The 26,802-nt window shown below is 59.0% G+C and carries 26 protein-coding genes; 13 read left to right on the forward strand and 13 right to left on the reverse strand.

The genetic code is table 11. The annotated features are described in order from the left end of the window. Positions 1-114: 114 nt before the first annotated feature. The 6 genes from QMG40_RS06665 to QMG40_RS06690 form a co-directional block, all read right to left on the reverse strand. Complete coding sequence (locus QMG40_RS06665; protein ID WP_283529292.1) at positions 115-642, reverse strand: DUF427 domain-containing protein; 528 nt, start codon at positions 640-642, stop codon at positions 115-117. Between the two features lie 271 nt (positions 643-913). Continuing rightward, positions 914-1,249: a GntR family transcriptional regulator gene (locus QMG40_RS06670; protein ID WP_283529294.1), complete on the reverse strand. Its 336-nt coding sequence runs from the start codon at positions 1,247-1,249 to the stop codon at positions 914-916. After that, positions 1,246-1,623: a hypothetical protein gene (locus QMG40_RS06675; RefSeq protein ID WP_283529296.1), complete on the reverse strand. Its 378-nt coding sequence runs from the start codon at positions 1,621-1,623 to the stop codon at positions 1,246-1,248. Before QMG40_RS06675 ends, QMG40_RS06670 begins: the two co-directional genes overlap by 4 nt. A gap of 117 nt (positions 1,624-1,740) precedes the next feature. Further along, positions 1,741-1,923, reverse strand: a complete 183-nt coding sequence (locus QMG40_RS06680) for a hypothetical protein (RefSeq protein ID WP_283529298.1) — start codon at positions 1,921-1,923, stop codon at positions 1,741-1,743. A gap of 77 nt (positions 1,924-2,000) precedes the next feature. Beyond that, a complete protein-coding gene (locus tag QMG40_RS06685) occupies positions 2,001-2,138 on the reverse strand; it encodes a hypothetical protein (RefSeq protein WP_283529300.1) in 138 nt (45 codons plus the stop codon). A gap of 41 nt (positions 2,139-2,179) precedes the next feature. Next, a complete protein-coding gene (locus QMG40_RS06690; protein WP_283529302.1) occupies positions 2,180-2,605 on the reverse strand; it encodes a PLD nuclease N-terminal domain-containing protein in 426 nt (141 codons plus the stop codon). Between the two features lie 84 nt (positions 2,606-2,689). Here QMG40_RS06690 and QMG40_RS06695 point away from each other — a divergent pair, with 84 nt between their 5' ends. After that, positions 2,690-3,076 (forward strand): DUF4229 domain-containing protein, encoded by a 387-nt coding sequence (locus QMG40_RS06695; protein WP_283529304.1) that lies wholly within the window; start codon positions 2,690-2,692, stop codon positions 3,074-3,076. 9 nt (positions 3,077-3,085) lie between these two features. Here QMG40_RS06695 and QMG40_RS06700 read toward each other — a convergent pair whose 3' ends face one another. From QMG40_RS06700 to QMG40_RS06710, 3 genes are all read right to left on the reverse strand, one after another. After that, positions 3,086-3,964, reverse strand: coding sequence for a 1,4-dihydroxy-2-naphthoate polyprenyltransferase (locus tag QMG40_RS06700; RefSeq protein ID WP_283529306.1), 879 nt, complete (start codon positions 3,962-3,964; stop codon positions 3,086-3,088). An 86-nt stretch (positions 3,965-4,050) separates the two neighbouring features. Beyond that, positions 4,051-5,193 (reverse strand): AMP-binding protein, encoded by a 1,143-nt coding sequence (locus QMG40_RS06705; RefSeq protein WP_283529308.1) that lies wholly within the window; start codon positions 5,191-5,193, stop codon positions 4,051-4,053. A 12-nt stretch (positions 5,194-5,205) separates the two neighbouring features. Beyond that, positions 5,206-6,159, reverse strand: a complete 954-nt coding sequence (locus tag QMG40_RS06710; protein ID WP_283529310.1) for a 1,4-dihydroxy-2-naphthoyl-CoA synthase — start codon at positions 6,157-6,159, stop codon at positions 5,206-5,208. 359 nt (positions 6,160-6,518) lie between these two features. Between QMG40_RS06710 and QMG40_RS06715 the strand changes: the two genes are divergently transcribed. The 5 genes from QMG40_RS06715 to secA2 all read left to right on the forward strand — a co-directional run bounded on the left by QMG40_RS06715 (position 6,519) and on the right by secA2 (position 12,552). Continuing rightward, positions 6,519-7,958 carry a choice-of-anchor A family protein gene (locus tag QMG40_RS06715; protein ID WP_283529312.1) on the forward strand — a complete coding sequence of 480 codons (1,440 nt, stop codon included), beginning with the start codon at positions 6,519-6,521 and terminating at the stop codon, positions 7,956-7,958. A gap of 132 nt (positions 7,959-8,090) precedes the next feature. Then, a complete protein-coding gene (locus QMG40_RS06720) occupies positions 8,091-8,699 on the forward strand; it encodes a GNAT family N-acetyltransferase (RefSeq protein ID WP_283529314.1) in 609 nt (202 codons plus the stop codon). Then, positions 8,696-9,376, forward strand: coding sequence for a tyrosine-protein phosphatase (locus QMG40_RS06725; protein WP_283529316.1), 681 nt, complete (start codon positions 8,696-8,698; stop codon positions 9,374-9,376). Before QMG40_RS06720 ends, QMG40_RS06725 begins: the two co-directional genes overlap by 4 nt. A gap of 195 nt (positions 9,377-9,571) precedes the next feature. Further along, a complete protein-coding gene (locus tag QMG40_RS06730) occupies positions 9,572-10,063 on the forward strand; it encodes a nucleoside deaminase (RefSeq protein ID WP_283529318.1) in 492 nt (163 codons plus the stop codon). 116 nt (positions 10,064-10,179) lie between these two features. Beyond that, complete coding sequence (gene secA2 / locus QMG40_RS06735) at positions 10,180-12,552, forward strand: accessory Sec system translocase SecA2 (RefSeq protein ID WP_283529320.1); 2,373 nt, start codon at positions 10,180-10,182, stop codon at positions 12,550-12,552. A gap of 54 nt (positions 12,553-12,606) precedes the next feature. Here the strand turns inward: secA2 and QMG40_RS06740 are convergent, their stop codons facing one another. Then, positions 12,607-13,548, reverse strand: coding sequence for a hypothetical protein (locus tag QMG40_RS06740; protein ID WP_283529322.1), 942 nt, complete (start codon positions 13,546-13,548; stop codon positions 12,607-12,609). Positions 13,549-13,720: 172 nt separating this feature from the next. After that, positions 13,721-14,479, reverse strand: a complete 759-nt coding sequence (locus tag QMG40_RS06745; RefSeq protein WP_283529324.1) for a M50 family metallopeptidase — start codon at positions 14,477-14,479, stop codon at positions 13,721-13,723. Positions 14,480-14,728: 249 nt separating this feature from the next. On the opposite strand from QMG40_RS06745, the gene QMG40_RS06750 reads away from it, so the two are divergent. Beyond that, on the forward strand, positions 14,729-15,025 hold the full coding sequence (locus QMG40_RS06750) for a hypothetical protein (protein ID WP_283529332.1): 297 nt from the start codon (positions 14,729-14,731) through the stop codon (positions 15,023-15,025). A 3-nt stretch (positions 15,026-15,028) separates the two neighbouring features. Here the strand turns inward: QMG40_RS06750 and QMG40_RS06755 are convergent, their stop codons facing one another. Beyond that, positions 15,029-15,745, reverse strand: coding sequence for a hypothetical protein (locus tag QMG40_RS06755; RefSeq protein WP_283529339.1), 717 nt, complete (start codon positions 15,743-15,745; stop codon positions 15,029-15,031). Positions 15,746-15,916: 171 nt separating this feature from the next. Here QMG40_RS06755 and pta point away from each other — a divergent pair, with 171 nt between their 5' ends. Both pta and QMG40_RS06765 read left to right on the forward strand, forming a co-directional pair. Next, entirely contained in the window at positions 15,917-18,022 is a 2,106-nt protein-coding gene (gene pta, locus QMG40_RS06760) for a phosphate acetyltransferase (protein WP_283529345.1), read from the forward strand. Beyond that, positions 18,022-19,161 carry an acetate/propionate family kinase gene (locus QMG40_RS06765; RefSeq protein WP_283529351.1) on the forward strand — a complete coding sequence of 380 codons (1,140 nt, stop codon included), beginning with the start codon at positions 18,022-18,024 and terminating at the stop codon, positions 19,159-19,161. Before pta ends, QMG40_RS06765 begins: the two co-directional genes overlap by 1 nt. Positions 19,162-19,180: 19 nt before the next feature. Here the strand turns inward: QMG40_RS06765 and QMG40_RS06770 are convergent, their stop codons facing one another. Further along, entirely contained in the window at positions 19,181-21,412 is a 2,232-nt protein-coding gene (locus QMG40_RS06770; RefSeq protein WP_283529359.1) for a S9 family peptidase, read from the reverse strand. Positions 21,413-21,614: 202 nt separating this feature from the next. Here QMG40_RS06770 and QMG40_RS06775 point away from each other — a divergent pair, with 202 nt between their 5' ends. The 4 genes from QMG40_RS06775 (at position 21,615) to paaZ (ending at position 26,787) form a co-directional block, all read left to right on the forward strand. Then, positions 21,615-22,832: a thiolase family protein gene (locus QMG40_RS06775; protein ID WP_283530126.1), complete on the forward strand. Its 1,218-nt coding sequence runs from the start codon at positions 21,615-21,617 to the stop codon at positions 22,830-22,832. Continuing rightward, positions 22,832-23,647 carry an enoyl-CoA hydratase/isomerase family protein gene (locus QMG40_RS06780; protein WP_283529368.1) on the forward strand — a complete coding sequence of 272 codons (816 nt, stop codon included), beginning with the start codon at positions 22,832-22,834 and terminating at the stop codon, positions 23,645-23,647. The genes QMG40_RS06775 and QMG40_RS06780 overlap by 1 nt, the downstream gene beginning before the upstream one ends. Then, positions 23,644-24,570 (forward strand): 3-hydroxyacyl-CoA dehydrogenase family protein, encoded by a 927-nt coding sequence (locus tag QMG40_RS06785; RefSeq protein ID WP_283529376.1) that lies wholly within the window; start codon positions 23,644-23,646, stop codon positions 24,568-24,570. Before QMG40_RS06780 ends, QMG40_RS06785 begins: the two co-directional genes overlap by 4 nt. A gap of 87 nt (positions 24,571-24,657) precedes the next feature. Continuing rightward, complete coding sequence (gene paaZ, locus QMG40_RS06790; protein ID WP_283529385.1) at positions 24,658-26,787, forward strand: phenylacetic acid degradation bifunctional protein PaaZ; 2,130 nt, start codon at positions 24,658-24,660, stop codon at positions 26,785-26,787. The last annotated feature ends 15 nt before the right edge of the window (positions 26,788-26,802 follow it).

A 26,802-nucleotide genomic window follows, 5' to 3' on the forward strand; every position in this document is an offset into this window, starting at 1 on the left:
TTGTCAAAGGTTCATTTGGTTGGATGAAGGGGCAGTGGTGTGCCTAATAATTAACGTTCTTCTCGAGCTCTATGAAGTTGGCACATACGGTCCGTAAGCAGCCAGCTTCCCTGCTCACCACCCGGTTGTACCAGGGCCTCCTTTGAATGGTCCAACGATCTGCGGTGTAATCCAACCGCCATAGAAGTCGCCCTCTTGGAAGGTGACTTGGACGCCGTCGACTTCGCAAGAGTCCATATGACTGGGGTAAAGCGCCACCCGGGTACTCAGGGCTTCGAAGCCCTGGCTGGGATCCGGGTAAGTCCATCCGGCACGGGCAGCAATGACGCCCCCGGCGGTGACGTCGAAGTAATGCGCCACCCCTTTGAATTCGCAGAAGCTGGTGCCGTTGACCGGGATGAGGGCACCGGCAGGAAATGCGTCCAGAGGCAAGTAATAGACAGGCGGGTGGCTGGTCTCTAGGACGCGTGCTGCCTTGGTGGTATCGGCAATGATTTGTCCACCAAGTCTGACAACAACCCGTTCCGATCTCTGCTCCAGTTTTGGGGGCCGGGGGTAGTCCCACACCGATTCTTGGCCGGGCAAGGGTTTGATGGGCTGGGGGCGACGGGGGAACCCTGAGTTACTGTGAGCAGGAGTCATTTGCCTACCCTGTCATAGATCCACAGTTCCGGTACAGCAACATCTTTGAGTCGTGGCTTGCCGGCTTGTTTAACATCTGGCTCTAGAGTCTCCGACCCGCAGGTGGCAGATTTAGTGCCGCGCTAAGCGCGGAGAGGGACTCTTCGAATGTGACAAAAACTGGAACGTACTTTGGGTGATTGCGATTCCCGGGTCCAGATGCTGCTCAGTGAGCCTGGTCGCCAGTCAAGGTAGCGGAAATAGACCACCAATTGGTCGTGTTAACAGTGCACTACTTTAACTCGTAGGGGGATTTTAGCGCCGCTGGTGTTTCGTCTCGTGGTGACTTGGCCAGATATCGGGTAGTTTCTGGGGCGGGTTTGGTGATTGTGGCGGCCGTGAGGCTGATGCGAGTTCCGCTACCCGTTCTAGTGAGCAGAAACCCTTCAGATTCCAGCGATCGGTAGGCCTTTGCGACTGTGCCCGGGGCCACTCCGAGGTCTTTAGCGAGTTGGCGTACTGACGGCTGGCGTTCATCCGCCGCGAGCAGGCCGCTGGCGACCAGTCCATGGATATGGTCATGAATCTGATCCCTGGGTGGCGCGGACCCGGACAGCTTGATCATCATGGCAGGACCGCGATCGGCGCGCGCTGACGGGTTGGAAAGGCGGACAACACGAGAATGACCCATAGTGTTACACCCAGTGCAGCGCACAGTATCGATGTGCCGCTGAACGTGGGTGCAAGGGCGGAGAGTGTGGTCCAAGATGTCATGGGGCCCGCGGAAGTTGTGAACACTGCTCGCAGTGAAGAGGTCGCTACGAGCGAGTTGAAGATAAGCCCCAGGTGCAACAGCAGTGCACCCGTCCCTGCCATGACGAGGTTCCAGCTCCTCGCTATGCACCCGCGGATGTCCTGTCCCCGATCCGGTGCCAGAGCTGGCTTGGCGATGAACAGCAAAGCGAGGATAGCAACCGCGATCAGCAAGCCAGTGAGGATCATGGACGGAACAGAGTAGAACCATCCGCCCTTCATCGTCTTGTGTCATCTGACTGAGACATTAATGTGTCAGTGAAGTGCTTAGCTCAGGCACTGGATCCCAGCTTTCGGCGCCTATTCTTAGCTGTCTTTAGGCTTCTTCCATGCGGCGTTCGGGGCGAGCTGGGAGACAGCGGAAATCTTGACCCTGTTGGCCGCGAGTACTCCCTGGACTGGTTTGTCCTCTTGGCTAAGAACCATCGAGCGCGTGCGGCGGACGATCTCAGAGGCCGTGGTGGAGGGCTTCCAGACAATGTCCGCCAAGACAGATAATCCGCCCGCGTCGACGTGATGGGCTCCGAGGCTTTTCCTTACTTCCAGCGCAATCGCGGGTAATGAATTCAGGGTCCATCACCAGTGATGGATAAGTTATGAACTGCCTCAGCAGCAACCAAGTTCCAAACTATGTCCTGATAGTGGCCGGTATTGCCATCCTGGGTGCCAACCGATTCGCAGCCACCACCGTCGTTTGAAAGCACGGCATGAGCCTCCGAGGTGAGGCCGCCAATACCGAGAGAGGCTACTTTTTGGTGTCGTCGTTGGGGTGCTCTTCGCGAAGCTTAGCCTCACGAGCATCAAGATCAGCTTTGAGTTTGCGGAGCCTTTCGGCTTCACTTTTCTGAGCCCGGTTGACTTCCAAATTACGCAGAAATTCCGGGTTGTCATCCGGGGCAACCGAGCGTCCTGAACTGCCCTGGAAGGACGGTCCCCGCTGGCTTCCAGTAGAACCATTTGACCTCTGGGCGGAGCCAGGAGCCGCCGCAGCATACTGTGGCCGCCCGAAGAGGAACCACAACGCAACACCAATAACGTTCAGCAGCACAATGACAACGATCCAGGCAGACTTCGGAATGCTTCGCACGTCGCTGGGTTCACTGCGAAGGCAGTCAATGAGTCCGTAGACAAACAGGACCACAGCTAAAGCCGTGGGAATAATATAGCGCATACCTCAGTCTAGCGTTGAGTGCCCAATTGAGCCTCTTGGACAGTTGCCGGGCAGACACTCAGTTTCAGCGGCTAAACTTGATTCGTGGCTTTCTTCAAATACTCCCTTATTCGCGGCGTGCTCTTCCTGGCGTTCTTCCTTATCGCCTACTTATGGATAGATTTATCTCCGCTTACAGCTGCCTTGATTGCGGCGCTCGCTGCGTTTTTGGTCAGCTTCTTATTCCTCCGCAAGCAACGTGATGGTGCTACAGCGGTGGTTGCTGACAGATTTGCCCCGCAGGCCACCACCACTCAGTCGGCCGGCGCGCTGGCGGACGCAGATGCAGAGGACGCGCTGATCGATGAGAACCCGGACATCTGGATCGACGCCGACCGCAAGCCTGGCGAAGCCAATGCTGATGCTGCCAAACCCGATGCTGCCAATGTTGACGTAAATAATGCTGATGCCACGAAAGGCGAGCTAGCCTAACGTCCGCCGCTACAGCTCTGTCAGCACCATAGCCGCAGCGAAGAGGACGCTGAACCCAAGGTTGATCAGACCCGTCTGCTGCAGAACCGGGATCAGCGACTTACGCTTCTTGCCCTTGAGCATGAGCCAGCAGGGCATCAGCATGAACGGAACAAGCAGCAGCACCAGCAGAATCCACGGTTTTACAGGTGCTATGAATATCATCAAGGCAAGCGAGAGCGCCATCATGACCACATAGCTCCGGCGCGCGTTCTTATCCCCCAACCGCACGGCGAGAGTTAGCTTGCCCACCTCGGTATCGGTGGGAATATCCCGGACATTGTTAGCCATCAAAAGTGCGACGGCGATCAGTCCCGTTGAGAAGGAACCTAACACTGCCGCCGTACTCACGGACCCGGCCTGGGTGAAAGTGGTACCTAACGTTGCTACGGGTCCAAAGAATACAAACACAAAGACATCACCTAGCCCCATGTAGCCGTAGGGACTTTTGCCGCCTGTGTAACCCCATGCCGCAAATACGGCGCCAACGCCTACTAGCAGCAGCCACCACGCTTGGGATGCAAGCACCAGAAACAGCCCGGCCAACATGGCCAGCCCAAACATGGTGAAGGCAGCCATTTTCACGTGCGACGGTTTAGCCGCGCCACTGCCAACCAAGCGCAGTGGGCCCACCCTAACCTCGTCCGTGCCGCGGATGCCATCAGAGTAATCGTTGGCGTAGTTCACGCCAATTTGTAGCAGCAGAGCCACCAAAGCGGCCAGAACTGCCCGGTCCCAGTGCAAAGCACCCAGATCGTAGGCCGCGGCAGTACCGATTATCACGGGAGCCACGGCCATGGGAAGGGTCCTCAAACGTGCCCCGGAAATCCATTGACCCAGAGTGGCCACAGTGTTGCTCCTTATTATGCAAACGAAAAAATAAACACGAACCCGCTAGGGGAGTTCACAACTGTAATTGTGCCCTCTCATACGGGCTAACTGCTTTGCGCAGCACCGGTGAGGGCCGCCAAAATTGCCGTCCTGTCAGGTTTGCCATTGGCTAGCAGCGGCAGTTCGGAGACGAAAAGCACAGTTTTAGGCACCAGATGGGCTTCCATGATCTCCGCGGCGCCAGCCAACAACTCTTCTTCTGTGCAGGAAGCAACCACCATTGCAGCCACTTGTTGTCCCCATTCTTGAGATGGAACGGGTGCCACAAAAGCCTCCCGCACACCCTGGACCCGGTGGAGGCCGTCCGTGACAGCCCCGGCGGAAACCTTCAAGCCGCCGGTGATGATGACATCGTCAACCCTGCCCAGCACGCGAAGCCGTCCCGCATTATCCAGCTCGCCCAAATCGCCGGTGGCATACCAACGCACCAGTTCGCCGTCGTGCTCTTCAGTGAAGAATGAGGCGGCCGTCAGCTGGGGATCGACGAGGTAGCCGCTCGCTACAACCTCGCCGCCCAGCACCACTTTGCCGTCGCGGATGGCGAGCTGCACGCCGTCGAGCGGGACGCCGTCGTACACGCAACCGCCGCAACTTTCGCTCATGCCGTAGGTGGTGATGACGTTGAGCCCGGCACCGCGCGCGGCCTCCAGCAGCACGGGGTTGATGGGGCCACCGCCCAGCAGGATGGCGTTGAAGCGGCGCAACACGGTGAGTGTTTCGGCGCTCGGGTTGGTCAACAGGCGGGTGAGCTGGGTGGGGACTAGCGAGGTGAAACGGGTTTTGTCGGTAAGCTCCAGCGCGGCCTGCGTGAATGCCTCGGAGGTGAAGCCGCCGCTTAGATCCATGGCCCAGGGCCGGGTCCCGGCGAAGAGGCTTCGCACCAAAATTTGCAGCCCGGCCACGTAGTTTGTGGGCAGGGCCAGCAGCCATTGGCCTTCCCCGCGCAGCGCCATGGCAGTGCCCACACTCGATGCCGCCAGCGCCTCAACGCTGAGCATTGTGCGCTTGGGTGTGCCTGTGCTGCCTGAGGTAAGGACGACGGCGGCAATGTCGGTTTCGCTGCCAGCCGGGAGTCCCAGCTCGGTTTGCGGGATCAGGGCGAAGCTGCCATCGGGGGCGATTTGCACTGCGGGACCTTCGCCGTGCAATGCGTCGGAGAGGGCTTTGAGCAAGGGTTCAATGGTCATGGGTGCCTGTGCTTAGAAGTAGTACGGGAAGGAGGACCAGTCGGGGTCGCGTTTTTCCAGGAACGCTTCCTTACCTTCTACAGCCTCGTCGGTCATATAGGCCAAACGAGTGGCTTCGCCAGCGAAAACCTGCTGGCCGGCGAGGCCGTCATCGGCTAAGTTGAACGCAAATTTCAGCATCCGCAGGGCCTGTGGGGATTGGCGAGCAATGTCCGCTGCGTATTCCAGTGCCACGTTTTCCAGGTCCTTATGGGCAACCGCCTCGTTGACCGCCCCCATGCTGACCATCTCATCTGCTGAGTATTCGCGTGCCAGGAAGAAGATCTCGCGGGCCTTCTTTTGGCCAATCTGGCGGGCCAGCAATGCCGAGCCGTAACCGGCGTCGAACGAGCCCACTGTGGCGTCCGTTTGCTTGAACTTGCCGTGCTCACGGGACGCGATGGTCAAGTCAGAGACAACGTGCAGGGAGTGTCCCCCACCTGCTGCCCAACCATTGACAACCGCAATGACCACCTTGGGCATGGTGCGCATGAGGCGCTGAACCTCCAGGATATGCAGGCGTCCCGCGCGGGCCGGGTCAATGGTTTCCTTCGTTTCCCCTTCGGCATACTTGTAGCCGTCGCGGCCGCGGATGCGCTGGTCCCCACCGGAACAGAAGGAATGGCCGCCGTCTTTAGGGGAGGGGCCGTTACCGGTGAGCAACACAGTGGCCACATCCGGGGTCATCCGGGCGTGGTCCATGGCTTTGTACAGCTCATCCACTGTCCCGGGGCGGAATGCATTGCGCACCTCGGGACGGTTGAAGGCGATGCGCACAGTGGGCAGATCGCGCACGATCCTGCCGTCGCCGTCGCGTTCAACCTGCCTGTGGTAGGTCATGTCGGTGAAGTCGAAGCCCTCCACCACACGCCACCGGGTGGGGTCGAAGATCTCTGATACCTGTTCGGGAAGATTCGTAGCGCTCACCCTTGTGATTCTAGCTGGCCGGGCGCTAGGTGGGCGGCGGGCAATAAGACTCAGGTGCAGGAAATGTTACGGTGATGGGTTTTCGTGTTGCGGGCCGTCCTGATTTAGAGCCTCTTGCGGTGAGCGAGCCGCTTCTACGCATTCCTCTGAGACCGTCAACACCGCAATCCAGGGATAGAGGTGAATTTGTTTTGAGTGATTTTCTGATTACTGCGGCGGTCCTTTCAAGCTGTCTACCCATAAGCAGAAGACGGCTATTCATTTGGTTAGGCTCATGAAGATATCTAGTCCTTTTGGATAGGTAGAGCTTCAATGCAACTGCGTTTAGGCCGCAGTCGCTTCAACTGAAAGTAGATCCCATGAATCACCCCGCTTCTCTCACAACTCCCCGTCCCGGACGGCTAGTTCTCCTTGGTCTAAGCACCGTGGCGGCTGCGCTGACTGTGAGTGGGTTCTTCGCCATGGTACCCATGGCCCATGCGGATGGTTCTTTTGCCTGCCCCGATACGCCTCCTGGTATCAACAACGGAAGCGTCTTTCCCGGTTATGACAACAACACCAACGTTTTTGTGGGTAGCAACTTTTCTGTGGCAGAGACAGCTGCGGAAGCTGAAGGCAAAATGGTAGTCATGGGCAATGCTTCCTTTGAAAAAGCAGATATGAGTCGGTACAACGTTGGCGTAGTAGGAGTTGGCGCCTTGGTTCCGCCCACACCCAACTCCGACATGTTGCTGGTCGGTGGAGATCTAGGCAGCAACGGAACCACAATTGACGTTGGCTCGCTCATTGGTGGGGCTGTGCGCATCGGCGGCGAAAATAAGGTTCCAACGGGAAAGCTGGATGTCAATGGCGCCACCGTCACGGCATCGGATTCAACAGCGGTATCTGATTACACCGAGTTCCCGGCACTGCTGACCCAGCGATCTAACGCTTTCTCCGCCAGCGCGGACACAGGTGCCGCCGCCTTCGAATCGTGGGGTGCCATCACATTCACAGGCGATAACGCTTCGAGGGTGCAGACGTTCACAGTCCAAGGGAACACCCTTGGCTCTGAGAGCAAAGCTGCTTCTCTGCAGTTTCTGGATATTCCCGACGGTGCTCAGATTGTTATTAACGTTATTGGCGGGCCGTCCGCCGGTCTGTTTCTCAATGCGGTGCTGGACGGTGCGGGTTCGCCCATCTCGACAACCGGGAGTTCGGTCTTCGCTGACTTAGCCTCACGGATCGTATGGAATTTCGAAGCAGCCAAGGATGTCAGAATCGGCGGCTCTGCCCAGGTTCCCGGGCTGATCCTAGTGCCCACCTCTGGTGGGACAACAGATATTTCCGCACCCGGCACCAATGGACGAATCCTGGTGGCCGGAGACCTGTTGCATCGAGGCTCGGGCTCAGAGCTACACCGATATGCACTGGCAGGCGACAAGACGTTTGGCTGTAAAGTCCCCGAGGGCTCCGCCCCTGTGACGTCAGCGGCAGTCACTACTGCGGCGTCCAGTACAACGTCGGCCGCGGCCACTAAGCCTGCTCCTGGTGCCACGACGACACCTGCGCTACCTGCTGTAACGACATCTGCTGCGACTGCAGCAACCACCACAGTCGCGGCGTTAGGAATCACTCAGTCAGCACCCGCAAAGCTCGAAGCTGAATTTACAACCAGCGTAAGCGTCCAAGCAGACACCACGGAAGTTTTAGCGAATACGGGTGTTAGAGCGAGCAGTATTTTGATCTTCGGAGGTGCTGCGTTGTTGTTTCTGGTGCTGGGCGTACTTACTGTGACCACTGTCAGTCGCAGACACTAAATCCGGGCCGGGCGGCACTGCTTTTGCGCACGGTTTGCTGACAACCGCGCGCAGCAAGGTCTGTTGCGTACGGTTTGCGGACAACCGTGCGCAGAAACGGCGGTGGTGGGGGCATCCGCTAGTGTTTTCCACATGAGCGCACTTGTACCTGTAACCCTGCACGGAAAATATGTCACGCTTGAGCCCCTGGATGCAGCGCATCATGACGGGTTGGTTGCTGCCGCCTCGGATGGTGAATTGTGGAACCTCTGGTACACCACCGTGCCCAGCCCCGAGACGATGACCACGGAAATTCGGCAACGACTGGCAGCACAAGATGCAGGTACCGAGCTGTCATTCACAACCAGGCTTAATGATCCGCTCACTGGCGCGCCCGGGAAGATTATTGGACTGACAAGTTACTACGCCATTGACCTGAACGTCCCTCGGCTGGCCATTGGCTCAACCTGGAACGCCGCCAGTGTGCAGGGAACGGGAACAAATCCTGACAGCAAAAGGCTGCTGCTGGCTTACGCGTTTGAAACACTTGGCTGTGAAGTAGTGGAGTTCCATACGCATTGGATGAATGTGCAATCACGCGAGGCCATTGCCCGGTTAGGGGCCAAACAAGACGGAATCCTGCGGGCGCACCGCCGCCTAGCCAACGGCACTCTGCGCGATACCGTGGTGTTTTCCATCCTTGCCACCGAATGGCCGCAGGTGCGCAGTGGTTTGGATTTCCGTCTGGAGAAGAACCGTTGAGCGCGCCCCACTGGGAAGGAGCCGTCAACGCGCGGCTGCTTGCAGGAGATATTTACCGAATGGGTCGCAGCGAATGGCTCACCGAGCACGGTTGGCAGCAGCTGTATAACGACGGCGTCCGTACCGTCATCGACCTAAGGAACCCGGCGGAGCGCAAGCGCAGGCCAACCGACCCGGAGGTGAGCGCGCAAACGTTGGCAAGGTTCGACGTCGTACACTCACCAACGGAAGACCCGGAAGATCCGCGGTACCAAGAATTTTTCCTTCCCTACATGAACCATCCCAGGCTGTACACAGAGATAATGACAATGTTCCCGCGGCACGTGGCGGGTGTGTTTAAAGAGTTAGCGGCTGCACAGGGCAAGGTGGTGATTCACTGTTCGGCCGGGCGGGACAGAACCGGGTTGATCGCCACGTTGCTGTTATCGCTGCTGGACCAGGCTGAGCGGGTGCCGCGGGAAGATGAACTTGCCACGCGCGGGATCAATGCTTGGCATTTGGTGGCGCCCGTGAAGCACCCTTACGAGCGGCACTTGGCCGCAAATGAACTGGCACAAGTAGTCTCTGACCGCGCGGAAGCTGTGACGGAATTTGCCGCTGGAATAGACGTGTGGGCGTTCCTGCGCTCAAATGGGGTTAGTGCCGCGGAGATCGAAGCCGTCATTGGCCGAAGCTGATCCGAGTGGCAGTGAGTACTTTTCCTTGCTAGCTTTAGGCTTGTCAAAGGCGGGCTCTCCCCGATTTATGGGGTAGTCAACAACCAGGCGCAAACAATTGACCAGCGTATTTCAAGCTGGGGGTCGTTGTCCGTGGTCGGAAATGACCGGGGCGATTCACCCCTCAGTTTCCTCTGGAGCCTCAGAAAGGCACCCATGTACAACACCACCCTTGCAGCAGAAAACCTCGAAGTCGCAGTGAATATCGCCGCAGAAAATGTACGCAATTCTGGCGGACCTTTTGGGGCCTTGATCGTTACCGCGGACGGCACCCGGTTTGAAGGCCTCAACAGGGTCACAGCGGATAACGACCCCACTGCACACGCCGAAGTTACGGCCATTCGCAACGCCTGCCGCGCCCTAGGCACCTTCGATCTATCCGGAGCAGTCCTTTACACAAGCTGCGAGCCGTGCCCCATGTGCCTGGCCTCCGCGCTTTGGGCAAGAGTCTCACGGGTTGTCTTTGCCGCCGACAGGCACGATGCAGCGGATGCCGGGTTTGATGATGCAGCGTTTTACGAGTTTTTAGAGAAAGCGCCGGCCGACCGAGCTACGCTGATGCCCGTTGACCGCATCACCAGCCCCGGCTTTAACCACCTGGAGCCGTTCCAGCTCTGGTCATCCTTGGAGACAAGAATCGAGTACTAAAGCGCTCCACTACCCCTGGCTGGCAATTCACAAACGGACTCCCGTTGCTCCCAACTTTCCCGCACGAGTACCGTAAAGATCACCTGCAGGTTCATTTCCAAGAGACTAGAGGATCATTGCGCGGACCCACGAAATTCAAGAACTGGCTCTTCAACACTCCCGGTGTCACCGACACCGCAGGCCTTGACGGGCTTGTCAGACGCGCAGTGCTGCGGGCTGCAGGAGAAAATTGTAAAACTGTTGATGAAATGGTTGACGCGTTAGGGCGCGCCTCAGTGCCCGGCGCCTCCGGGCACGCTAGTTTCGGGCACGGCGCCGCTGACTGGTCCGATTCACAGCTGGAAGACTACTTGGTGTGTGCCAAGGTGGCTGCGGCAGAATCCCTTGGCATGACGGCCTTTGACACTCAACTTTTGGCAGCCGCCAATATGTTGCGGGGCACCGTGGTGGAGATGGACACCGGCGAAGGCAAAACTTTGGTGGGCGCGCTTGTGGCTGGCGCGCATGCCCTGCGCGGGAACCGTGTTCACGTACTGACGGTCAATGATTATCTGGCCAGCCGTGACGCGCACTGGATGGGCCCTTATTTTCTTGCCCTCGGCGTGCGCGCGGCCTCCGTTACCGCGGAGGACTCCACTGATCTGCGTAGGAAAGCGTATGAATCGCAGATTGTGTACGTTTCCGTTAACGAACTTGGCTTTGATGTTCTGCGGGATCGCACGGCCACCACGTTAGCGGAAATAGTGTTGGCCCCTTTCCATGCCTGCATTGTGGATGAGATCGATTCCGTGTTGGTGGATGAAGCTACAGTTCCGTTGGTCTTGGCGGGCCGGGCGCGCGGCGAATTGGAAAGTGTGGACGTCGATGACTTTGTCCGCGCGCTCAGACCAACCCTCGATTACACGGTGGAGGCGGACAAACGCAATGTGTCCCTCACGGACGCTGGCCTGCGTCAAGCTCAGGCGAGGTGGCCCGAGGTTGAACTTTACTCAGCGGACGGCACACCACTGTTTTCCTCCATCAATGTTGCCTTGCACGCACAGGTACTGCTGACACGCGATGTGGACTACATTGTGCGCGAGGGCAGAGCTGAGATCGTTTCCGATTCGCGCGGGCGGGTGGCACATTTGCAACGCTGGCCAGACGGATTACAGGCCGCCGTGGAAACCAAGGAGGGGCTGCACAAAACCGAGCAGGGTGAAGTGCTGGATCAGTTGCTGGTGCGGGATCTGATCAAGAGTTTCACCACCATCACCGGTATGAGCGGTACGGCCGTGGCCGTTGCGGAGTACCTGCGAACACATTACACCGTGAACACCGGCCGAATCCCTGCGCACAAACCGTGCATCCGTGACGATCGCCCGGAACAGATCTTTCTTACGGGGACCCAGCGCGATGCCGCGGTGATTGACGCAGCCGCAGCGGCCCACGCCACCGGTCAGCCAGTGCTGATTGGCACCCACGATGTGGCAACTTCTGAACGTTTCGCTGAAAGTCTCAGAGCCCTAGGTCTCAATTGCCAAGTGCTCAACGCCCGCAATGACACGGCAGAGGCGCAAATCATTGCTCAAGCCGGGCGCAGGGATGCTTTGACGGTGTCCACGCAGATGGCCGGCCGCGGTACCGATATTATCCTCGGTGGCGCCGCCGCTAGTGCAACTGCGCATGACGAGGTGGCTGCTTTGGGTGGGCTCCTGGTTCTGATTGTGGGCCGTTTTTACTCATCGCGCCTTGATGCGCAGCTGCGTGGCAGGGCTGGGCGGCAAGGAGACCCCGGTGTCAGCGTCATTTTTTCCAGCATGGAAGACCCCGCCGCAAATGGGCAGGAAGCCCACGGCCGGGAGCTAAGTGGTTCGGTGGCACAGCATGCGGACGACGACGGTTTGGTCACCCAAGTGGGTGTCTCAAAACTTCTTGACCGGGCCCAGCGGCTCTCGGAGCAGGAACGTTTCACCACGCAAGAGAACTCTTGGAAATACAACGAACTCATCGCCTATCAACGCCGGGTGGTCCTTGCCGAACGGGATAAGGTTCTCAACGATGATGTGGCTGCTGTTGAGCCGTTTGAACTGGTTGATGGTGCTGGCGGGGGTCAGTTTGCCAAACTTCGCGACGCGTTGGGGGACGCCAAACTCGTTGATATAAGCCGTCAGGTGCTCTTATTTCACCTTGACGCCCAGTGGAGCGATCACCTGGCTCTGTTATCGGAGCAGCGCGCTGCTATCCATCTGCGCGCCCTTGGCCGGCAAAACCCGCTGGATGAGTTCAGGCGTGAGACCATCTTTGCTTTTGATGGCTTCTTTGACCGCGCCCAACACGATGCTCGGGAGACTATGGCAGCCTTGGAAATTACCAACGATGGGGTTGATCTTGCCGCTGCCGGTATCCGCAGCGGCTCCACCACATGGACGTACGTTGTGGACGAGAACCCGTTTGGGAAGCAATCGGATCAGATTGTGAAGTGGCTTTTGAAAAAGCTGGGCAAATAGTTTCCCACACCATTTGATTTCCCGCATGACGCTGAGCGTTGGCCTAATTTTTTACTAGATTTTCCATTTGTTAATGCGGTAGGAGTTGGCAAGTAATTCAAGTTTTCCCGGGTTCTCGTCCCAGTAGCTTTTGTGGCCACTGATACCCATACGCTGCGGAGTGCCCCACGGTGTGACGGAGAAAAGATTAACGCCTTGGATCTCATCCCCCGCGGCAGTCTTGCAGCTGAAGTCTATGACCACGGCAAGACCACGCCGAAACTCGCGGGTTTCGGGTTTGCTTGACTGAAAATCTGAGACGCATTTATGCCCTACGAGAAGCTGCGGCAGGTCCGCGGCAGCAGTGCCAGCAAGTTTGTCCTGTGTAGCTTGGATAGCAGCCTTGACCTTGACTGGATCAGTGCCGTATTTGCCCTCGTCAGTTTCGGAGAAGAAGGCAAAGGCCATAGAGATTCCGTCCGCATCCTTTTCCTCGGTGCCTTGGGCCACCTGTTGCATTTCCTTGCCTGAGGACGGGTCTGTTGAGATGCCGAAGGTACCGTCATAAGTCCACGATTTCAGGCGTTGGAACGAGGACTCACCGGTGACGAATTTAGCGAATTCAGGATCACCATCCGCTGGTACCTGACTGGGCCCGGCCAATTTGTCCCAGCCCGGGGGCAACGCCGTTGCGCCATCGGGCATCCCGTCAGCAGCTGCTTTTTCTGTGCTGTTATCAGCCGTGGCGGACGGTTCCGACGCAGCATTCGTGGCGTCTGCACTGGGTGTGTGCTGCCCGGAGCTTGCTGAGGGAACGAGCTGCTCATCAGCTGCTTCCTTGGTCAGGGCAGGAATAATCCAAACAAATAGGGCAATCAGCGCCAGTCCCACGGCAACTGCCACCGAACCCAGCACGATTGCCAGGGTCTTGTGGTTATTCGGTTGCGGCGAAGGAGTGTAGCCGCCCTGGAGTGGAGCGTTGAGAGGAGGCGGGGGAGCCCCGTTGTTATTGCTCATGACAATCCTTTCCAGGTGGTTCTCCCGCCACGGAACGCGGGCACATATGCGAGAAATTAAAGGTTAGCTGAAACGTTTTTATTGCCCACTAGGTCATATGCCGTGTCGGATTTTTCGGTCCTAGCGGCTAATATTTCTCGCGGCAGCACTTATGAAGTACCCAAGGCGTGGCCTAGAGTGCCAGCATGCCCCAGAGAAGCCAAGTCGAGAACGTGGCGGAGCCGGCTATAACTAAGGCGAAGCCGCTGAGCCAGATGAATGAGGGGACTCCTGTTGAACTGTAGAGAATATAGGCATCAGAGCTGGCCAACTGGGCGCGTCGGCGGGTATGGACGCTGGCAACCTTGAAGAAGTCACGCACCGAACCAACGCCCAAGGCAATGCCCAGCGCCAAGACCACGTAGCTGACCGTCTGCGCATCGGCGAACATGACGAGGCTTTGAGCAATAACAGCACTGATCAGAGCCACGATAATGCCGGTGAAATTACGCAAGAAGATCAACGCCACCAAAAGAACAAGGGCGCCGATTGATGCCGCGGCACCCGCCCAGCCCGCTGAAACACTCCAAACAAGTGCGGCGCCCACTACCGCAGGGGCCGGGTAGCCCCAAAAACCCGACCACGTAGCGCTAAATCCCCGGCGGCCACTACTAACCAGCTGCCCTGAATGGTCCAGCCCAATTTTGAGCCCATGAATAAAACGCCCCGTCATTAAGGCGGCAAAGGCGTGGCCGAGTTCATGCACGAACGTCACGTAGAGGCCAAACCAGCGCCAGGTCACACGAGGGATGCTCAGTGCAACAGCGGCCGCCACAATTCCAAGCAAAAGAAGCGTTGAAACATCCGGTGCGTCCACGCGGGTAAAACCATTGAGCACCGCGCTCCACCAGTTAGCGGCAGCATCTGAGAATCCTCCAACAGCATTAGTCATAACGTGCACACTAAACGATGAAGCTCCAAGGCCGCTCATTTGCCGAACTACTTCGACTCCTGCGCATGGCCAGGTGCGCGTGCTGCGGCACGGCTACTTCTGCGGCACTTGAGCACATCACGGTGCGCGGGAGCCGAACTGGCGGGAGCCGAACTGGCGGGAGCCGAACTGGCGGGAGCCGAACTGGCGGGAGCCGAACTGGCAAGGGCCGGCGGGGCGGTGCGAGGTCCAAGAGCTAGGCTGGAACGCGTGAGCGAGCCAACAAATACCCTTCGTCGTTTTGAACTGACCCTGCGTAAACCGCCGCTGGGCTGGTTTCCTAAGCCCACTGTTGTGGTTGACGGCGTGGCCCAACCAACCCAGTGGGGCACCAGGAACTGGAAAATATCCGGAACAAAGAGTGCCACCGTGCGCATCTTCTTGTATAACCGGATGTGGAAATTTGGTGAAGTGAACTTCACTGTTGAGCCGAACACCCCGGCCCCCTTGGTGTACCGGGCTCCATGGCTTCCGTTCCTGAAAGGAAAGGTAAATAAAGCCAGTTAGGTCTTAGCTGACGCTTTTAGCTAACGGTGGCGCGGACACTATAGCGCCCCACCGTTGCCAGCCGTAGATTGCCAAGCAAGCTTGGGCGAAGAATAAAAAGATCAGCACCGAGCCTTGTGCTGCGAGGACTGTGCCGGCCAGCGAGACGAACGCGGAAGAGGCCACCAAGAACCACGCCCAGCGAGAACGCCGGGCCAGGCCCAGCATCCCCGCCGGCAGCAACCCGTACAAGAAACCTGAGACCACCATGGTGATAACAGGAAGATTGGAAGGGGAGAAAGAAAGATAGATCGAAACCACGGCGATCAAGGATGTTGCCGTATAAACCACTGCCATCAACAACGGAGCCACAAGGTCGGTGGGCTTATATTGGCGGAGGGTAATAGCACGGGTTAGCTGAGAATCGCGAGGGAACTTTTGGAATGCAACCAGCCCGTAGATGCCCACCCCAATGGTCAATGCCAGTGGCACTGCAATGCTGCTGACGAATAAGAGCAGTGCTAACGGGGAACGGATGCTGGATCCGGGGATATTGGCAAGCTCAGCAAGCCCGGGCATCAGGAAAGCAACGGCTACAAGCCACCAGCCCAGTTGATTGCGGCGCCCCAAAAGGATGATGGCGGCACACATCAATAAAGCGCTGACGATTCTAAAGGCAACAAACAGGGTGCTCATGCCGGTGTCGAGGCGGCCAAATAAGAGATCGCTCATTCCATCCATGCCTCCCACTGTAGGCGGAAGTGTGGCTGGTGCACCCTTCGGCGGGCAGCATAAGCCAGCACGGTGCAATAGCGCGCAGTAATAACCAGAGTGATTCCGGCCGCTTTCAGCTCCGCGCATCACCCCGGCATGCTTGGATAAGAGAAGACGCGCGAAAGGCGGAAATTGACTATGGCCCGTGGAATTTATGTCAGTGCTACTACTCCTGGTTCAGGAAAAACGTTAGTGTCCCTGGGGCTGGCTGATGCTTTGCACAGGCGCGCCGACAGGATCGGGTTTTTCCGTCCCATCACCTCGGCCGCTGATCCCGAGCAGGACCCCACAGTTCTCATGCTGCAACGCATGTACCAACTCACCCCGCAGGTATGCCGGGCAGGGATGAGCACCACGGAAGCTCGCGCGCTACTGGCGGCCGGACGCCGGCAAGAAATCGATACCCGCGCGGTGGAGATCTTCAGTGAAATCGCCAAAAATTGCGATGTCATTATTGTGGAAGGCACCGATTTGACCGGCCAAGACGCTGCCGTTGAGTTTGACCTCAACGCCCGCCTTGCCAACAACCTGGGCCTGCCCGTGCTGGCTGTTGTTGGTGCACGGGGGTTGGCTGCCGAGGAGATCGCCGACGCGGTAGACGTTGCCCGCAAGGAATTGGCCGCAGAGAATTGTTCCTTGTTAGCCATGATGGTCAACCGCGCCGACCCTGACGGACTTGAGGCAATCAAGGCGGCCGTGCGGCCAGGCCAGAGTAGCCGTCCTGTGTATGTGATCCCGGAGATTGCCGAAATTTCCCGTCCCACAGTGGGTGAGGTGGCTACCGCCCTTGGCCTGCGTCAGATGGCTGGCAGTTCCGAGCTGGAGCGTGATGTCCATGCGATTAAGGTTGCTGCCATGACGGTGGGCAACTTTTTGCACCAGTTTCAAGCCAACGATCTAGTGATTGTCCCGGGTGACCGCGCGGATGTCATGGTGGCAACGTTGGCGTCCGCGTTCTCCCCCGAGTTTCCTGTCCCTAGCGGCATGGTGCTCACAGGAGGTCTTGCCCCGGACCCGCACGTACTACCTTTTCTGGCGCATGCCCCGTTCCCCGTTTTTGCCTCCGACGACGACACTTTCAGTACCGCGCGCGCTGTGAGCGAAGTGCGTAGCGAGCTGACAACGGGGCAGCGGCGCAAAGTGGCCGCCGCGATGGGTGCCTGGGCACGCACTGTTGATGAGGGTGAACTGCTTGACAGGCTGACGTTGCCGCGACCCGCCACCATGACACCGCTGCGGTTCCTGCACGAACTGATCGAGCGGGCCCGCAGCGAACGCAAACACATTGTGCTGCCGGAGGGTACTGATGCCAGGGTGCTGGCTGCGGCCGAAATTCTGCACCGCCGCGACGTGTGTGATTTGACCGTATTGGGCTCGGTTCAGGCTGTGCAGGAGCAGGCTGCTGCCCAGGGCATCGAGCTCAGCGGGGTCAATATTGTTGATCCGGCCACATCCCCTTTGCGGGAATCTTTCGCTATTGAGTACCAGCGGCTGCGAGCCCACAAAGGTGTTGATCTGGCTCGCGCTCGTGAAGTCATGACGGACGGCTCATATTTTGGCACCATGATGGTGCAACTGGGGCATGTTGATGGGATGGTCTCAGGAGCGGGGCACACCACGGCAAACACCATTCGCCCGGCCCTTGAGTTTGTAAAAACACGGCCGGGGGTTCGTCTTGTTTCCTCAGTTTTCTTGATGCTGTTGGCGGATAGGGTGCTTGTTTATGGGGATTGCGCCGTGAACCCGGACCCCAACGAAGAACAGCTTGCCGATATTGCCATTGCTTCGGCGCAAACAGCCGCCCAGTTTGGTGTGGAACCACGCATCGCCATGCTCTCCTATTCCACCGGCGGATCAGGTTCAGGCCAAGCCGTGGATGAGGTTCGCAAAGCCACCGAGTTGGCCCGTGCGGCCAGGCCGGACCTGGCCATTGAGGGCCCCATCCAGTACGACGCGGCAGTGGATATGTCCATCGCAGCCTCAAAAATGCCTGCCTCCACGGTGGCCGGACAGGCAACCGTATTCATCTTCCCTGACCTGAACACCGGGAATAACACCTACAAAGCGGTGCAGCAATCCTCCGGCGCCGTGGCTGTGGGACCTGTCCTTCAGGGACTGAACAAGCCAATCAATGATCTTTCCCGCGGCTGCACAGTGGAGGACATTGTCAATACTGTGGCCATCACCGCCATCCAGGCCCAAGGCGCCTCAGCCTCCCAGCCCAGCAAAGTTAAGGATTTCTAATGCGTGTGCTTGTCATTAACTCTGGTTCCTCTTCGCTGAAGTATCAGGTGCGGGATACCGACACCAATGAAGTTCCCGCCAAGGGTTTGATAGAGCGCATTGGCGAGGGCGCCGGGGGGCCGGCCAACCATGGCGAGGCCATGGACCAGGTCGCGGCCCAGCTGGCAGGGGAGCTTGCTCAGAGGCCGATTGACGCCGTCGGGCATCGAGTGGTCCACGGTGGCGAGCGTTTCAGCGAGCCTGTGTTGATCAACAATGAAATCACGCGCGCCATTGAGCGGCTAAACCCTTTGGCGCCGCTGCACAATCCGGCGAATGTGTTGGGGATCCGCGCCATCACCGCCAAGTGGCCGCAGATGCCGCAGGTGGCAGTTTTCGACACGGCTTTTCACCGCACGCTGCCCGAGCACGCATGGCGTTATGCGGTGCCGGATGAGCTGTACAGGCAGTACGGGATCAGGCGTTACGGCTTCCACGGGACCTCGCACCAGTTCGTGACGGGGCGTGCCGCCAAGCTTTTGGGCGTGCCACTGGAAGAATTCAACGCCGTTGTGGCGCATCTGGGGAATGGGGTTTCGCTGACAGCCATTCAGGGCGGCGCCAGCATTGACACCTCTATGGGCTTTACCCCGTTGGAGGGTCTGGTGATGGGTACCCGCAGCGGCGATATTGACCCCTCGATCTTGATCTTTTTGCAGCGCCAGGGGATGTCTGCGGACAGTATTGATACGCTGCTGAACCGGGAATCCGGGCTCAAGGCCCTCTTCGGCGACAATGACATGCGCGCCATAGTTGAGGCCGCCGACGCCGGGGATGCGTCAGCACAAAAGACGCTCGCCATCACCTCCTACCGGTTGGCGAAGTACATTGGCGGCTATCACGTGGCTGTGGGCGGCGCTCATGCGTTGGTGTTTACGGCCGGAATTGGTGAGAACTCGGCCGGTTTCCGTGCCCGGGTCACGGATCGTCTAGGTGCTTTGGGTGTGATGCTCGACGGCGAAGCCAACCTTGCGCGTTCGGGCTCACCCCGGGTGATCAGCGCCCCCGGATCGCTGATCCCCGTCCTGGTGGTTCCGACGGACGAGGAGGCGGCGATCGCGGAGGCGACTGCCGCCGTCGTTCGTTCAGCAACTGACTAAATCCAGGATCGGGGCGGCTCTAGAGCAGCGTGCTTGCCCCGAGGGCGTCGGCCAAAAACGCGTAGTCCCAGGCGCGGGTTTTCCAGCCTTCGTACCGCCCGGATGCGCCGCCGTGACCGCCATCCATCTCAATTTTAAGCACAATGGGCTCGGTGCCGGTGGAAACCGAACGCAGTTCCTGCACCCACTTGGCCGGTTCCACATACAGCACCCGTGTGTCGTTGAAGCTGGTCACGGCGGCGATTTTTGGATACGCCACGGCCCTCACGTTTTCGTAGGGCGTGTACTCCTTCATGTACTTGTAGACCTGCGCGTCAGTGATCGGATTGCCCCACTCCTCCCATTCCAGGGCGGAGAGCGGCAACTCCGGATCCAAGATGGTGGTGAGAGCATCCACAAAGGGAACCTGCGCCACAATGGCCGCGTACTTTTCTGGGGCGAGGTTCGCCACGGCACCCATCAACAGTCCACCCGCCGAACCGCCCATGGCGGCGATCCGGGCCGGATCAACCCACCCCGATTCCGCCAACCAATCCGTTGCCGCCACAAAGTCACCAAAGGTGTTCTTCTTGTTCAGTTTCTTGCCGTCCTCATACCAGCGCCGGCCCATCTCGCCGCCGCCGCGCACGTGGGCCACCACAAACACCACGCCACGGTCCAGGAGCGAAAGCTGCGGCACACTGAATCCGGGGTCCATGCTGACTTCGTAGGAGCCGTAGCCGTAAATCACGCCGGCGTTGGATCCGTCGCGCACCAGATCTGCCCGGTGCAACACCGACAGCGGCACCAACGTGCCATCCGCCGCCTTCGCCCATTCACGAGTGGCCACATAGTCTTGCGCCCGGTAACCGCCCAAAACCGGGGTTTCCTTGCGCAACAACAGCTCCCCGTCAGCCTGGTCTACGGGCAGCACGTAATCATAAACGCGCGGCGGGGTGAAATCCGAGGTGTAGACAAGCCGGATCACAGGGGAGTTAAACTCGGTTCCGCCCATGGCAGCTGTGTACAGCTCTTCATCAAAGACAGGCTCGACGGCGGGACTCTGGTTTGCGGTGCCCAATGATTCCAGCGCGGTCACCTGAATCCGTTCAATGGTGTCCTTGCGTAAGGAAACAATCATGTGTGTTGCGGTCACGGTGGAGCCGTTAATGCGCACGGAATCGCTGTGCGGCACCACAGTTGCCCAGTTTTGTTCTGCCACAGGCTGGGTGAACTCCGCGGCGTCAACTAGTGAAATCATCGAGTTCACGGCGTCGCGGTTATGAGTTAGCAAGATCTTTTCGACTCCGGCCAAAAGGAAAGGCTCGGCGTCGTACAGAATCCCGGAGCTGCGCGGGATCAGGACCTGGAGGCCCCTTTGTGGGGCGGCAAATTCCAACAGACGGGTCTCGCTGAACTCGGAACAGCCAATGCTAACCATAAGGTGGCGACGGTCGGCGGAGAGCTCAAAGCCCGTCCACATGGCCACATCATCTTCTTGGTACAGCACCTCATCACTCTCAACCGGGGTTCCCAGAACGTGAGTTTTAACCTGGTAGGGGCGCCATGAATCATCGGCCACCATATAGTACAACGTGGTGGCGTCGGGGGAGAACGTCAGGCCGTAAAACACGTTCTCGATGGTGTCCGGCAGCAACTCGCCGGTACGCAGATCCTTGATCTTGACGGTGAAAAGTTCATCCCCTGCGTTATCCACGGCATAGGCATACAGGTTCCCGTCGCGGGTAACTGCCGCGCCACCCAGGGAGAAGAACGGCTGGCCCTGCGCTTCACGGTTGCCATCGAGGATGATGACTTCACCGGGAACGTCTACGCCGGCTTCCACCAACGGAGGAGTCCAATCCGCCAACGTCCCATCACTACTGGCCGCCACGCGGCACTGAATCCCATATGCCTGACCTTCCACCATGCGGGCGTAGTACCACCAGTCATCCTTGCGGCTGGGCACAGACAGATCGGTTTCCTGCGTACGGTTCTTGATCTCGTTAAAAATGTCCTGGCGAAGCTGTTCCTGTCCCGCGGTGACAATGTCCGTATAGGCCTGCTCGGCGTTGAGATGGGCCACCACCTCAGGGCTTTCCTTCTCCCGCAGCCACTCATAGTTGTCAACGAACCTCTCACCGTGATGGATTCGTTCAACCGGGACCTGCTTGGCAACTGGCGCAAGGGCAGGCGACCCCGCCGCCCCTGGCGCCGGTGAGGCGTGGGAGGTTGGGGTGGACAATTGCGCGGCAGAGTCGGGATTCGTCATGGAATCCACTGTATAGAGGGAGCCCCGCTTCAAGCACGGGTCTATGCCAACAGCGGAGAACCCCTACCGGGCACAGCCATGGTTGACCGTATGAGCATCACATGGAATATTTATAGAACGAACGGTCGGTAAATTGTTTTCTCCGACAAACCAGGCCGGCATAGACGCGGCGAACGCGAACGCGAAGGATGCACTCATGGCCATACCGCAGGCATTTTTGGTGGGTGGGGTCCGCACGCCCGTGGGCAGATATGGTGGAGCGCTCGCCAGCGTCAGGGCTGATGACCTTGGTGCTGTTGTCATCTCCGAGTTGGTTGCGCGCACAGGTATTGATCCGGCAGCAGTGGATGAGGTCATCATGGGCAACGCCAACGGTGCCGGTGAGGAGAACCGCAATGTTGCCCGCATGGCCTGGTTGTTGGCCGGGTTCCCAGACACCGTCCCTGCGATCACGGTTAACCGGCTATGTGCCTCCGGCATGAGCGCCATTACACAGGCCTCCCACATGATCATGGCGGGAGCGGCTGATGTGGTGGTGGCTGGCGGAGTGGAATCCATGTCGCGTGCGCCGTGGGTTATGGCCAAGCCGGAGAAGGCTTTTGCCAAGCCCGGAGCCATGTTCGACACCTCGATTGGTTGGCGCTTCACTAATCCTGCCTTCCTCTCCGGTGAGCTCTCCCGAGATGGCAAAATGACGTTCTCCATGACTGAAACCGCCGAAGAGGTGGCGCGGCGCTTCAACACTTCCCGCCTGGACTGCGACGCCTTTGCCCTGCGATCACACGAACGGGCGCTGGCCGCCATCGCAGCCGGAAGATTCAAAGAAGAAATTGTTCCTGTCACAGTGCGGGGGCGCAAATCCAACACAGTGGTGGATACCGATGAGGGCCCCCGCCCCGGCACCACCTTGGAGATCCTAGCCGGTTTGCGTCCAGTAGTTGCCGGAGGCAGCGTTGTCACGGCCGGAAATTCCTCTACGCTCAACGACGGCTCCTGCGCCATCCTGGTGGCCTCCGAACGTGCCATCAAAAAGTACGGGCTAACTCCGCGCGCCCGCATCTTAGACGGCGGCGCCGCCGGGTTGGCCCCGGAAATCATGGGCATGGGCCCTGTAGTCGCCAGCCGAAAGGTCCTTGACCGACAAGGAATCAGCGTGAACCAGCTGGCCGCCGTGGAACTTAACGAAGCGTTCGCCTCCCAGTCACTAGCCAGCATGCGCCAGCTGGGTCTGGATCCTGGCACAGTGAATAATGACGGCGGCGCCATCGCACTGGGCCATCCGCTGGGTTCCTCCGGATCACGAATTGTGTTGACACTGCTGGGCAGACTGGAGCGCGAGGGTGCCGCAGGGTCCCTCGGCTTAGCCACTATGTGCGTTGGCGTGGGTCAGGGTGCCGCCCTGTTGGTGGAGAGAATCTGATGCAGGAACCCCAGACGCACGTTCGCCGAACGCACCTAGTGCCGCCAAGCTGTGCCACGCTGTTGGTCACCGAAGACAAGGACTGCGTGGCGGTGCAGTTGAACCGGCCAGAGGTCCGCAATGCCATCAACGCGCAAATGGTTGCGGAATTGCATGGAATTTGCGCGTACTTGGAGTCCACCCCCAAGGTTCTGTTGCTCTCCGGTATCCCCAGTGATGGCGCCACGGGGAAGAAAGGAATCTTTGCTTCAGGTGCCGACATTGCCGAACTGCGCGAACGCCGGGCCCCTGATGCGTTGGCCGGCATTAACTCCGCGCTCTTTGTGCGAATCGCCGCGCTACCCATGCCCGTCATTGCAGCCCTTGACGGATATGCGCTGGGCGGAGGTGCCGAACTGGCCTACGCCGCAGATTTTCGGATCGGCACCAAGGCGCTACGCATGGGACAGCCGGAAACCTCCCTGGGCATCATGGCAGCAGCCGGGGCCACCTGGCGGCTGAAGGAGCTCGTGGGTGAACCGGTAGCCAAAATGATGCTGCTGGCAGGAAAAATCATCACGGGCGAAGAGGCGCTGCGGGTAGGACTAATCTCCGAACTAGTGGAACCAGCCAGGCTGTTAGAGGCAGCGCACGCGCTCGCAGATAAGATTTGCGCGCAGGACCCCCTAGCGATCCAGAGCACCAAACGGGTATTTCACGTGCCCCGAGAGGCCCACCCGGAGGCGGATAACGTGGCGCAGGCAGAACTGTTTGAATCCCCTGCCAAATTCGCGCTCATGCAGTCTTTCCTCAACCGGAAGAAGGACCCAAAATGACAGCCGCACAGAATATGGGCCAGGAGGGGGCAGAGGTGAAGCCAACGTTGCCGCAGGTTGTGGGAGTTCTCGGTGGTGGACGCATGGGGGCCGGGATTGCCCATGCATTCCTCATGGCTGGCTGCCGCGTTGTCATTGTGGAACGCGATCATGAATCAGTGGCCAGCGCCGCCGTGCGTGTGGAGCGCTCGGTGGGTAAATCACTTCAGGTAGTTCTAAAAAAGTCAGCAGATAAAGAGCGTGCCAGCGACTGTGAGGCAGACGCCGCACGCATCATGAAGCGGTTGCGGCTTACTACTGACTACACCCATCTTGGACCCTGCGGGCTTGTTGTGGAGGCTGTACCAGAAGTGTGGGCCATGAAGACGGCTGCGCTGGTCAATGCTGAAAAACAGCTGGCCCCGTCCGCGTTCCTGGCCTCCAACACCTCCTCGCTGTCAGTATCCCGGCTGGCTGGGGAACTAAAGCGGCCGGAGAACTTCCTGGGCCTGCACTTCTTTAACCCCGTTCCTGCCTCAACGTTGGTTGAAGTGGTTATCGCCAACCAAAGCGCACCAGCCCTGGTAGACACGGCAAAAAGCTGGGTTGCGGCGCTGGGCAAGACCGCCGTTGTGGTGAATGACGCACCAGGCTTTGCATCTTCCAGACTGGGGGTCGTGCTGGCGCTGGAAGCCATGCGCATGGTGGAAGAAAACGTGGCAAGCGCTGCGGATATCGATGCCGCCATGGTGCTGGGTTACAAACACGCCACGGGTCCGCTGCGCACCACCGATCTGGTGGGACTTGATGTGCGCCTTGAGATCGCCGAATATCTCGCCGAAACGTTGGGGGAGCGATTTGCGCCGCCACAAATTTTGCGGGACAAGGTTGCCCGTGGTGAATTGGGCAGAAAATCAGGCACGGGATTTTTTAACTGGGACTGAGGTGCCCACACTGCATGTGCACCGCAGCTGATGAGAAAAACTGCTTTCAACGAAGAGGGCATTCAACAAGGATGGGACGGTTTGGCAATGGCCACTGCAACGAAGGCTGGTTTTGTTCCCAGTTACGTAAAGGACGCGTGGTGGAGACCTGCGCAGAACACGCAAGGCACCGACGCCCGCGACGCCAGCACCGGTGAAGTGTTGGCTCAAGTATCGTCTGAGGGCTTGGATTACGCCGCCACGCTGGAGTACGGGCGCACGGTGGGTCAGGCCGAACTGGGCAAACTGACAATCCATGAGCGGGCCCTGAAGCTGCGTGAACTGGCTGCCCACCTCAACGGCTGCCGCGAAGAGCTTTACGCCGTCTCCGCCCAAACGGGCGCCACAAAGATCGATTCCATGGTGGATATTGACGGTGGAATTGGCGTGCTCTTTACGTTCTCCTCCAAGGGCCGGCGTGAGCTGCCCAATTCAAACGTCATTGTGGAGGGCCCGGTGGAGGTGCTCGCCAAAGACGGTTCATTCATTGGCGAACACATCTTCACCCGGATCCCCGGGGTGGCTGTGCAAATCAACGCGTTTAACTTCCCCGTATGGGGCATGCTGGAAAAGTTTGCACCTGCGTTCATTGCGGGGGTGCCTACCATCGTCAAACCGGCCACGCCCAGTGGTTACCTTGCCGAGGCAGCCGTGCGCATGATGGTTGACTCCGGGATACTGCCTGCGGGCTCACTTCAACTGATTTCAGGCTCGGCCCGGACTCTCCTGGACGAGCTTGATTACCGGGATATGGTCTCCTTTACCGGCTCAGCCAGCACGGCGAACCAGCTCCGTGAGCACCCCGCCGTGGCACTGGGCGGAGTCCGTTTCACAGCGGAAACGGACTCGCTCAACGCCGCCATTCTGGGCCCTGATGCCGTGAGTGGAACGCCAGAATTTGATGCTTTTATCAAGTCGGTTGTCACGGAAATGACGGTTAAGGCTGGGCAAAAGTGCACGGCAATCCGACGCATCATTGTCCCCAACGAACTTCGCCAGAGTGTCATTGCGGCGATCAGTGCCCGCATCACGGAGCGTGTTGTGCTGGGTGACCCGCGTGTCCCCGGCGTCACCATGGGCGCACTGGCTTCTCTGGAACAGTTGGCTGATGTCCGCGCCGCGGTTGAAACCATGATCGCGGCCGGGGGCGAGCTTGTCCATGGCAGTCTTGAAACACCGGAGGTCCGCGCTGCCGATGGAACCGTGGCCGTCGCTGCCGATGGCGCATTCATGTCCCCGGTGCTGCTGAACTGGGCTGATGCGCAGGCCCCCGAGCTGCACGGGTTGGAGGCGTTTGGGCCGGTCTCCAGCGTGCTGGGTTATGCCACGCACGACGGCGATGCCTCCGAGGCGGTCAGCCTCGCCGCGTTGGGGGCTGGCTCCCTCGTAGCCACTATCTGCACCAATGATCCCGCGATCGCCCGCCAGCTGGTGACAGGGATAGCCGCCCACCACGGCCGGGTATTGCTCCTGAACAGGGAAGATGCCCGGTCCTCCACCGGGCACGGCTCACCCGTGCCGCACCTTGTTCATGGTGGACCTGGGCGCGCTGGTGGCGGAGAAGAATTGGGCGGTATCCGCTCGGTCAAGCACCACATGCAGCGCACTGCGCTGCAGGGCTCACCGAACATGCTCACGGCCGTGACAGGCATGTGGCATGCCGGGGCAGACCAGGTTTTGGCCGGCGATCCGGACTTTGGGGCTTCCCCGGATGCTGTTCACCCGTTCCGGAAATCACTGGCTCAATTGCGTATTGGTGATGGCTTCGCCTCAGGGCTGCGTGAGGTCACCCCGGAGGCCATCGCCGCTTTTGCCGAGACCACCGGCGACACTTTTTACGCCCATACGGATGCCGAAGCAGCCGCAATAAATCCGTTCTTCCCCGGCATTGTTGCCCACGGCTATTTACTACTCTCATGGGCTGCAGGGTTATTTGTGGAACCCGCCCCGGGGCCGGTATTGGCCAACTACGGCTTGGAAAGTTTGCGCTTCATCACCCCCGTGGCCGCCGGCGACTCTATCCGAGTGACACTGACGGCTAAGAAGATCACTCCGCGCGTCACAGACGAGTATGGCGAAGTGTGCTGGGATGCTCTGCTGCACAACCAGAACGGTGAGATCGTGGCTACCTACGATGTCCTGACATTGGTGGAAAAGGAAAACACCATTTACGCCTAGACGCTAATGGTCGCC

Origin of the sequence: Arthrobacter antibioticus (assembly GCF_030063205.1) — a bacterium.
GTDB lineage: Bacteria > Actinomycetota > Actinomycetes > Actinomycetales > Micrococcaceae > Specibacter.

What these genes read in the sequence shown, in the direction of transcription:
- QMG40_RS06715 (WP_283529312.1), top strand. Translation starts at nt 6,519, where the DNA reads ATGAATCACCCCGCTTCTCTCACAACTCCCCGTCCCGGACGGCTAGTT.
- QMG40_RS06705 (WP_283529308.1), bottom strand. Translation starts at nt 5,193, where the DNA reads ATGACCATTGAACCCTTGCTCAAAGCCCTCTCCGACGCATTGCACGGC.
- QMG40_RS06675 (WP_283529296.1), bottom strand. Translation starts at nt 1,623, where the DNA reads ATGATCCTCACTGGCTTGCTGATCGCGGTTGCTATCCTCGCTTTGCTG.
- QMG40_RS06765 (WP_283529351.1), top strand. Translation starts at nt 18,022, where the DNA reads ATGCGTGTGCTTGTCATTAACTCTGGTTCCTCTTCGCTGAAGTATCAG.
- pta (WP_283529345.1), top strand. Translation starts at nt 15,917, where the DNA reads ATGGCCCGTGGAATTTATGTCAGTGCTACTACTCCTGGTTCAGGAAAA.
- QMG40_RS06665 (WP_283529292.1), bottom strand. Translation starts at nt 642, where the DNA reads ATGACTCCTGCTCACAGTAACTCAGGGTTCCCCCGTCGCCCCCAGCCC.
- QMG40_RS06670 (WP_283529294.1), bottom strand. Translation starts at nt 1,249, where the DNA reads ATGATGATCAAGCTGTCCGGGTCCGCGCCACCCAGGGATCAGATTCAT.
- QMG40_RS06745 (WP_283529324.1), bottom strand. Translation starts at nt 14,479, where the DNA reads ATGACTAATGCTGTTGGAGGATTCTCAGATGCTGCCGCTAACTGGTGG.
- QMG40_RS06780 (WP_283529368.1), top strand. Translation starts at nt 22,832, where the DNA reads ATGCAGGAACCCCAGACGCACGTTCGCCGAACGCACCTAGTGCCGCCA.
- QMG40_RS06730 (WP_283529318.1), top strand. Translation starts at nt 9,572, where the DNA reads ATGTACAACACCACCCTTGCAGCAGAAAACCTCGAAGTCGCAGTGAAT.
- QMG40_RS06690 (WP_283529302.1), bottom strand. Translation starts at nt 2,605, where the DNA reads ATGCGCTATATTATTCCCACGGCTTTAGCTGTGGTCCTGTTTGTCTAC.
- QMG40_RS06720 (WP_283529314.1), top strand. Translation starts at nt 8,091, where the DNA reads ATGAGCGCACTTGTACCTGTAACCCTGCACGGAAAATATGTCACGCTT.
- QMG40_RS06740 (WP_283529322.1), bottom strand. Translation starts at nt 13,548, where the DNA reads ATGAGCAATAACAACGGGGCTCCCCCGCCTCCTCTCAACGCTCCACTC.
- paaZ (WP_283529385.1), top strand. Translation starts at nt 24,658, where the DNA reads ATGGCCACTGCAACGAAGGCTGGTTTTGTTCCCAGTTACGTAAAGGAC.
- QMG40_RS06770 (WP_283529359.1), bottom strand. Translation starts at nt 21,412, where the DNA reads ATGACGAATCCCGACTCTGCCGCGCAATTGTCCACCCCAACCTCCCAC.
- QMG40_RS06785 (WP_283529376.1), top strand. Translation starts at nt 23,644, where the DNA reads ATGACAGCCGCACAGAATATGGGCCAGGAGGGGGCAGAGGTGAAGCCA.
- QMG40_RS06755 (WP_283529339.1), bottom strand. Translation starts at nt 15,745, where the DNA reads ATGGATGGAATGAGCGATCTCTTATTTGGCCGCCTCGACACCGGCATG.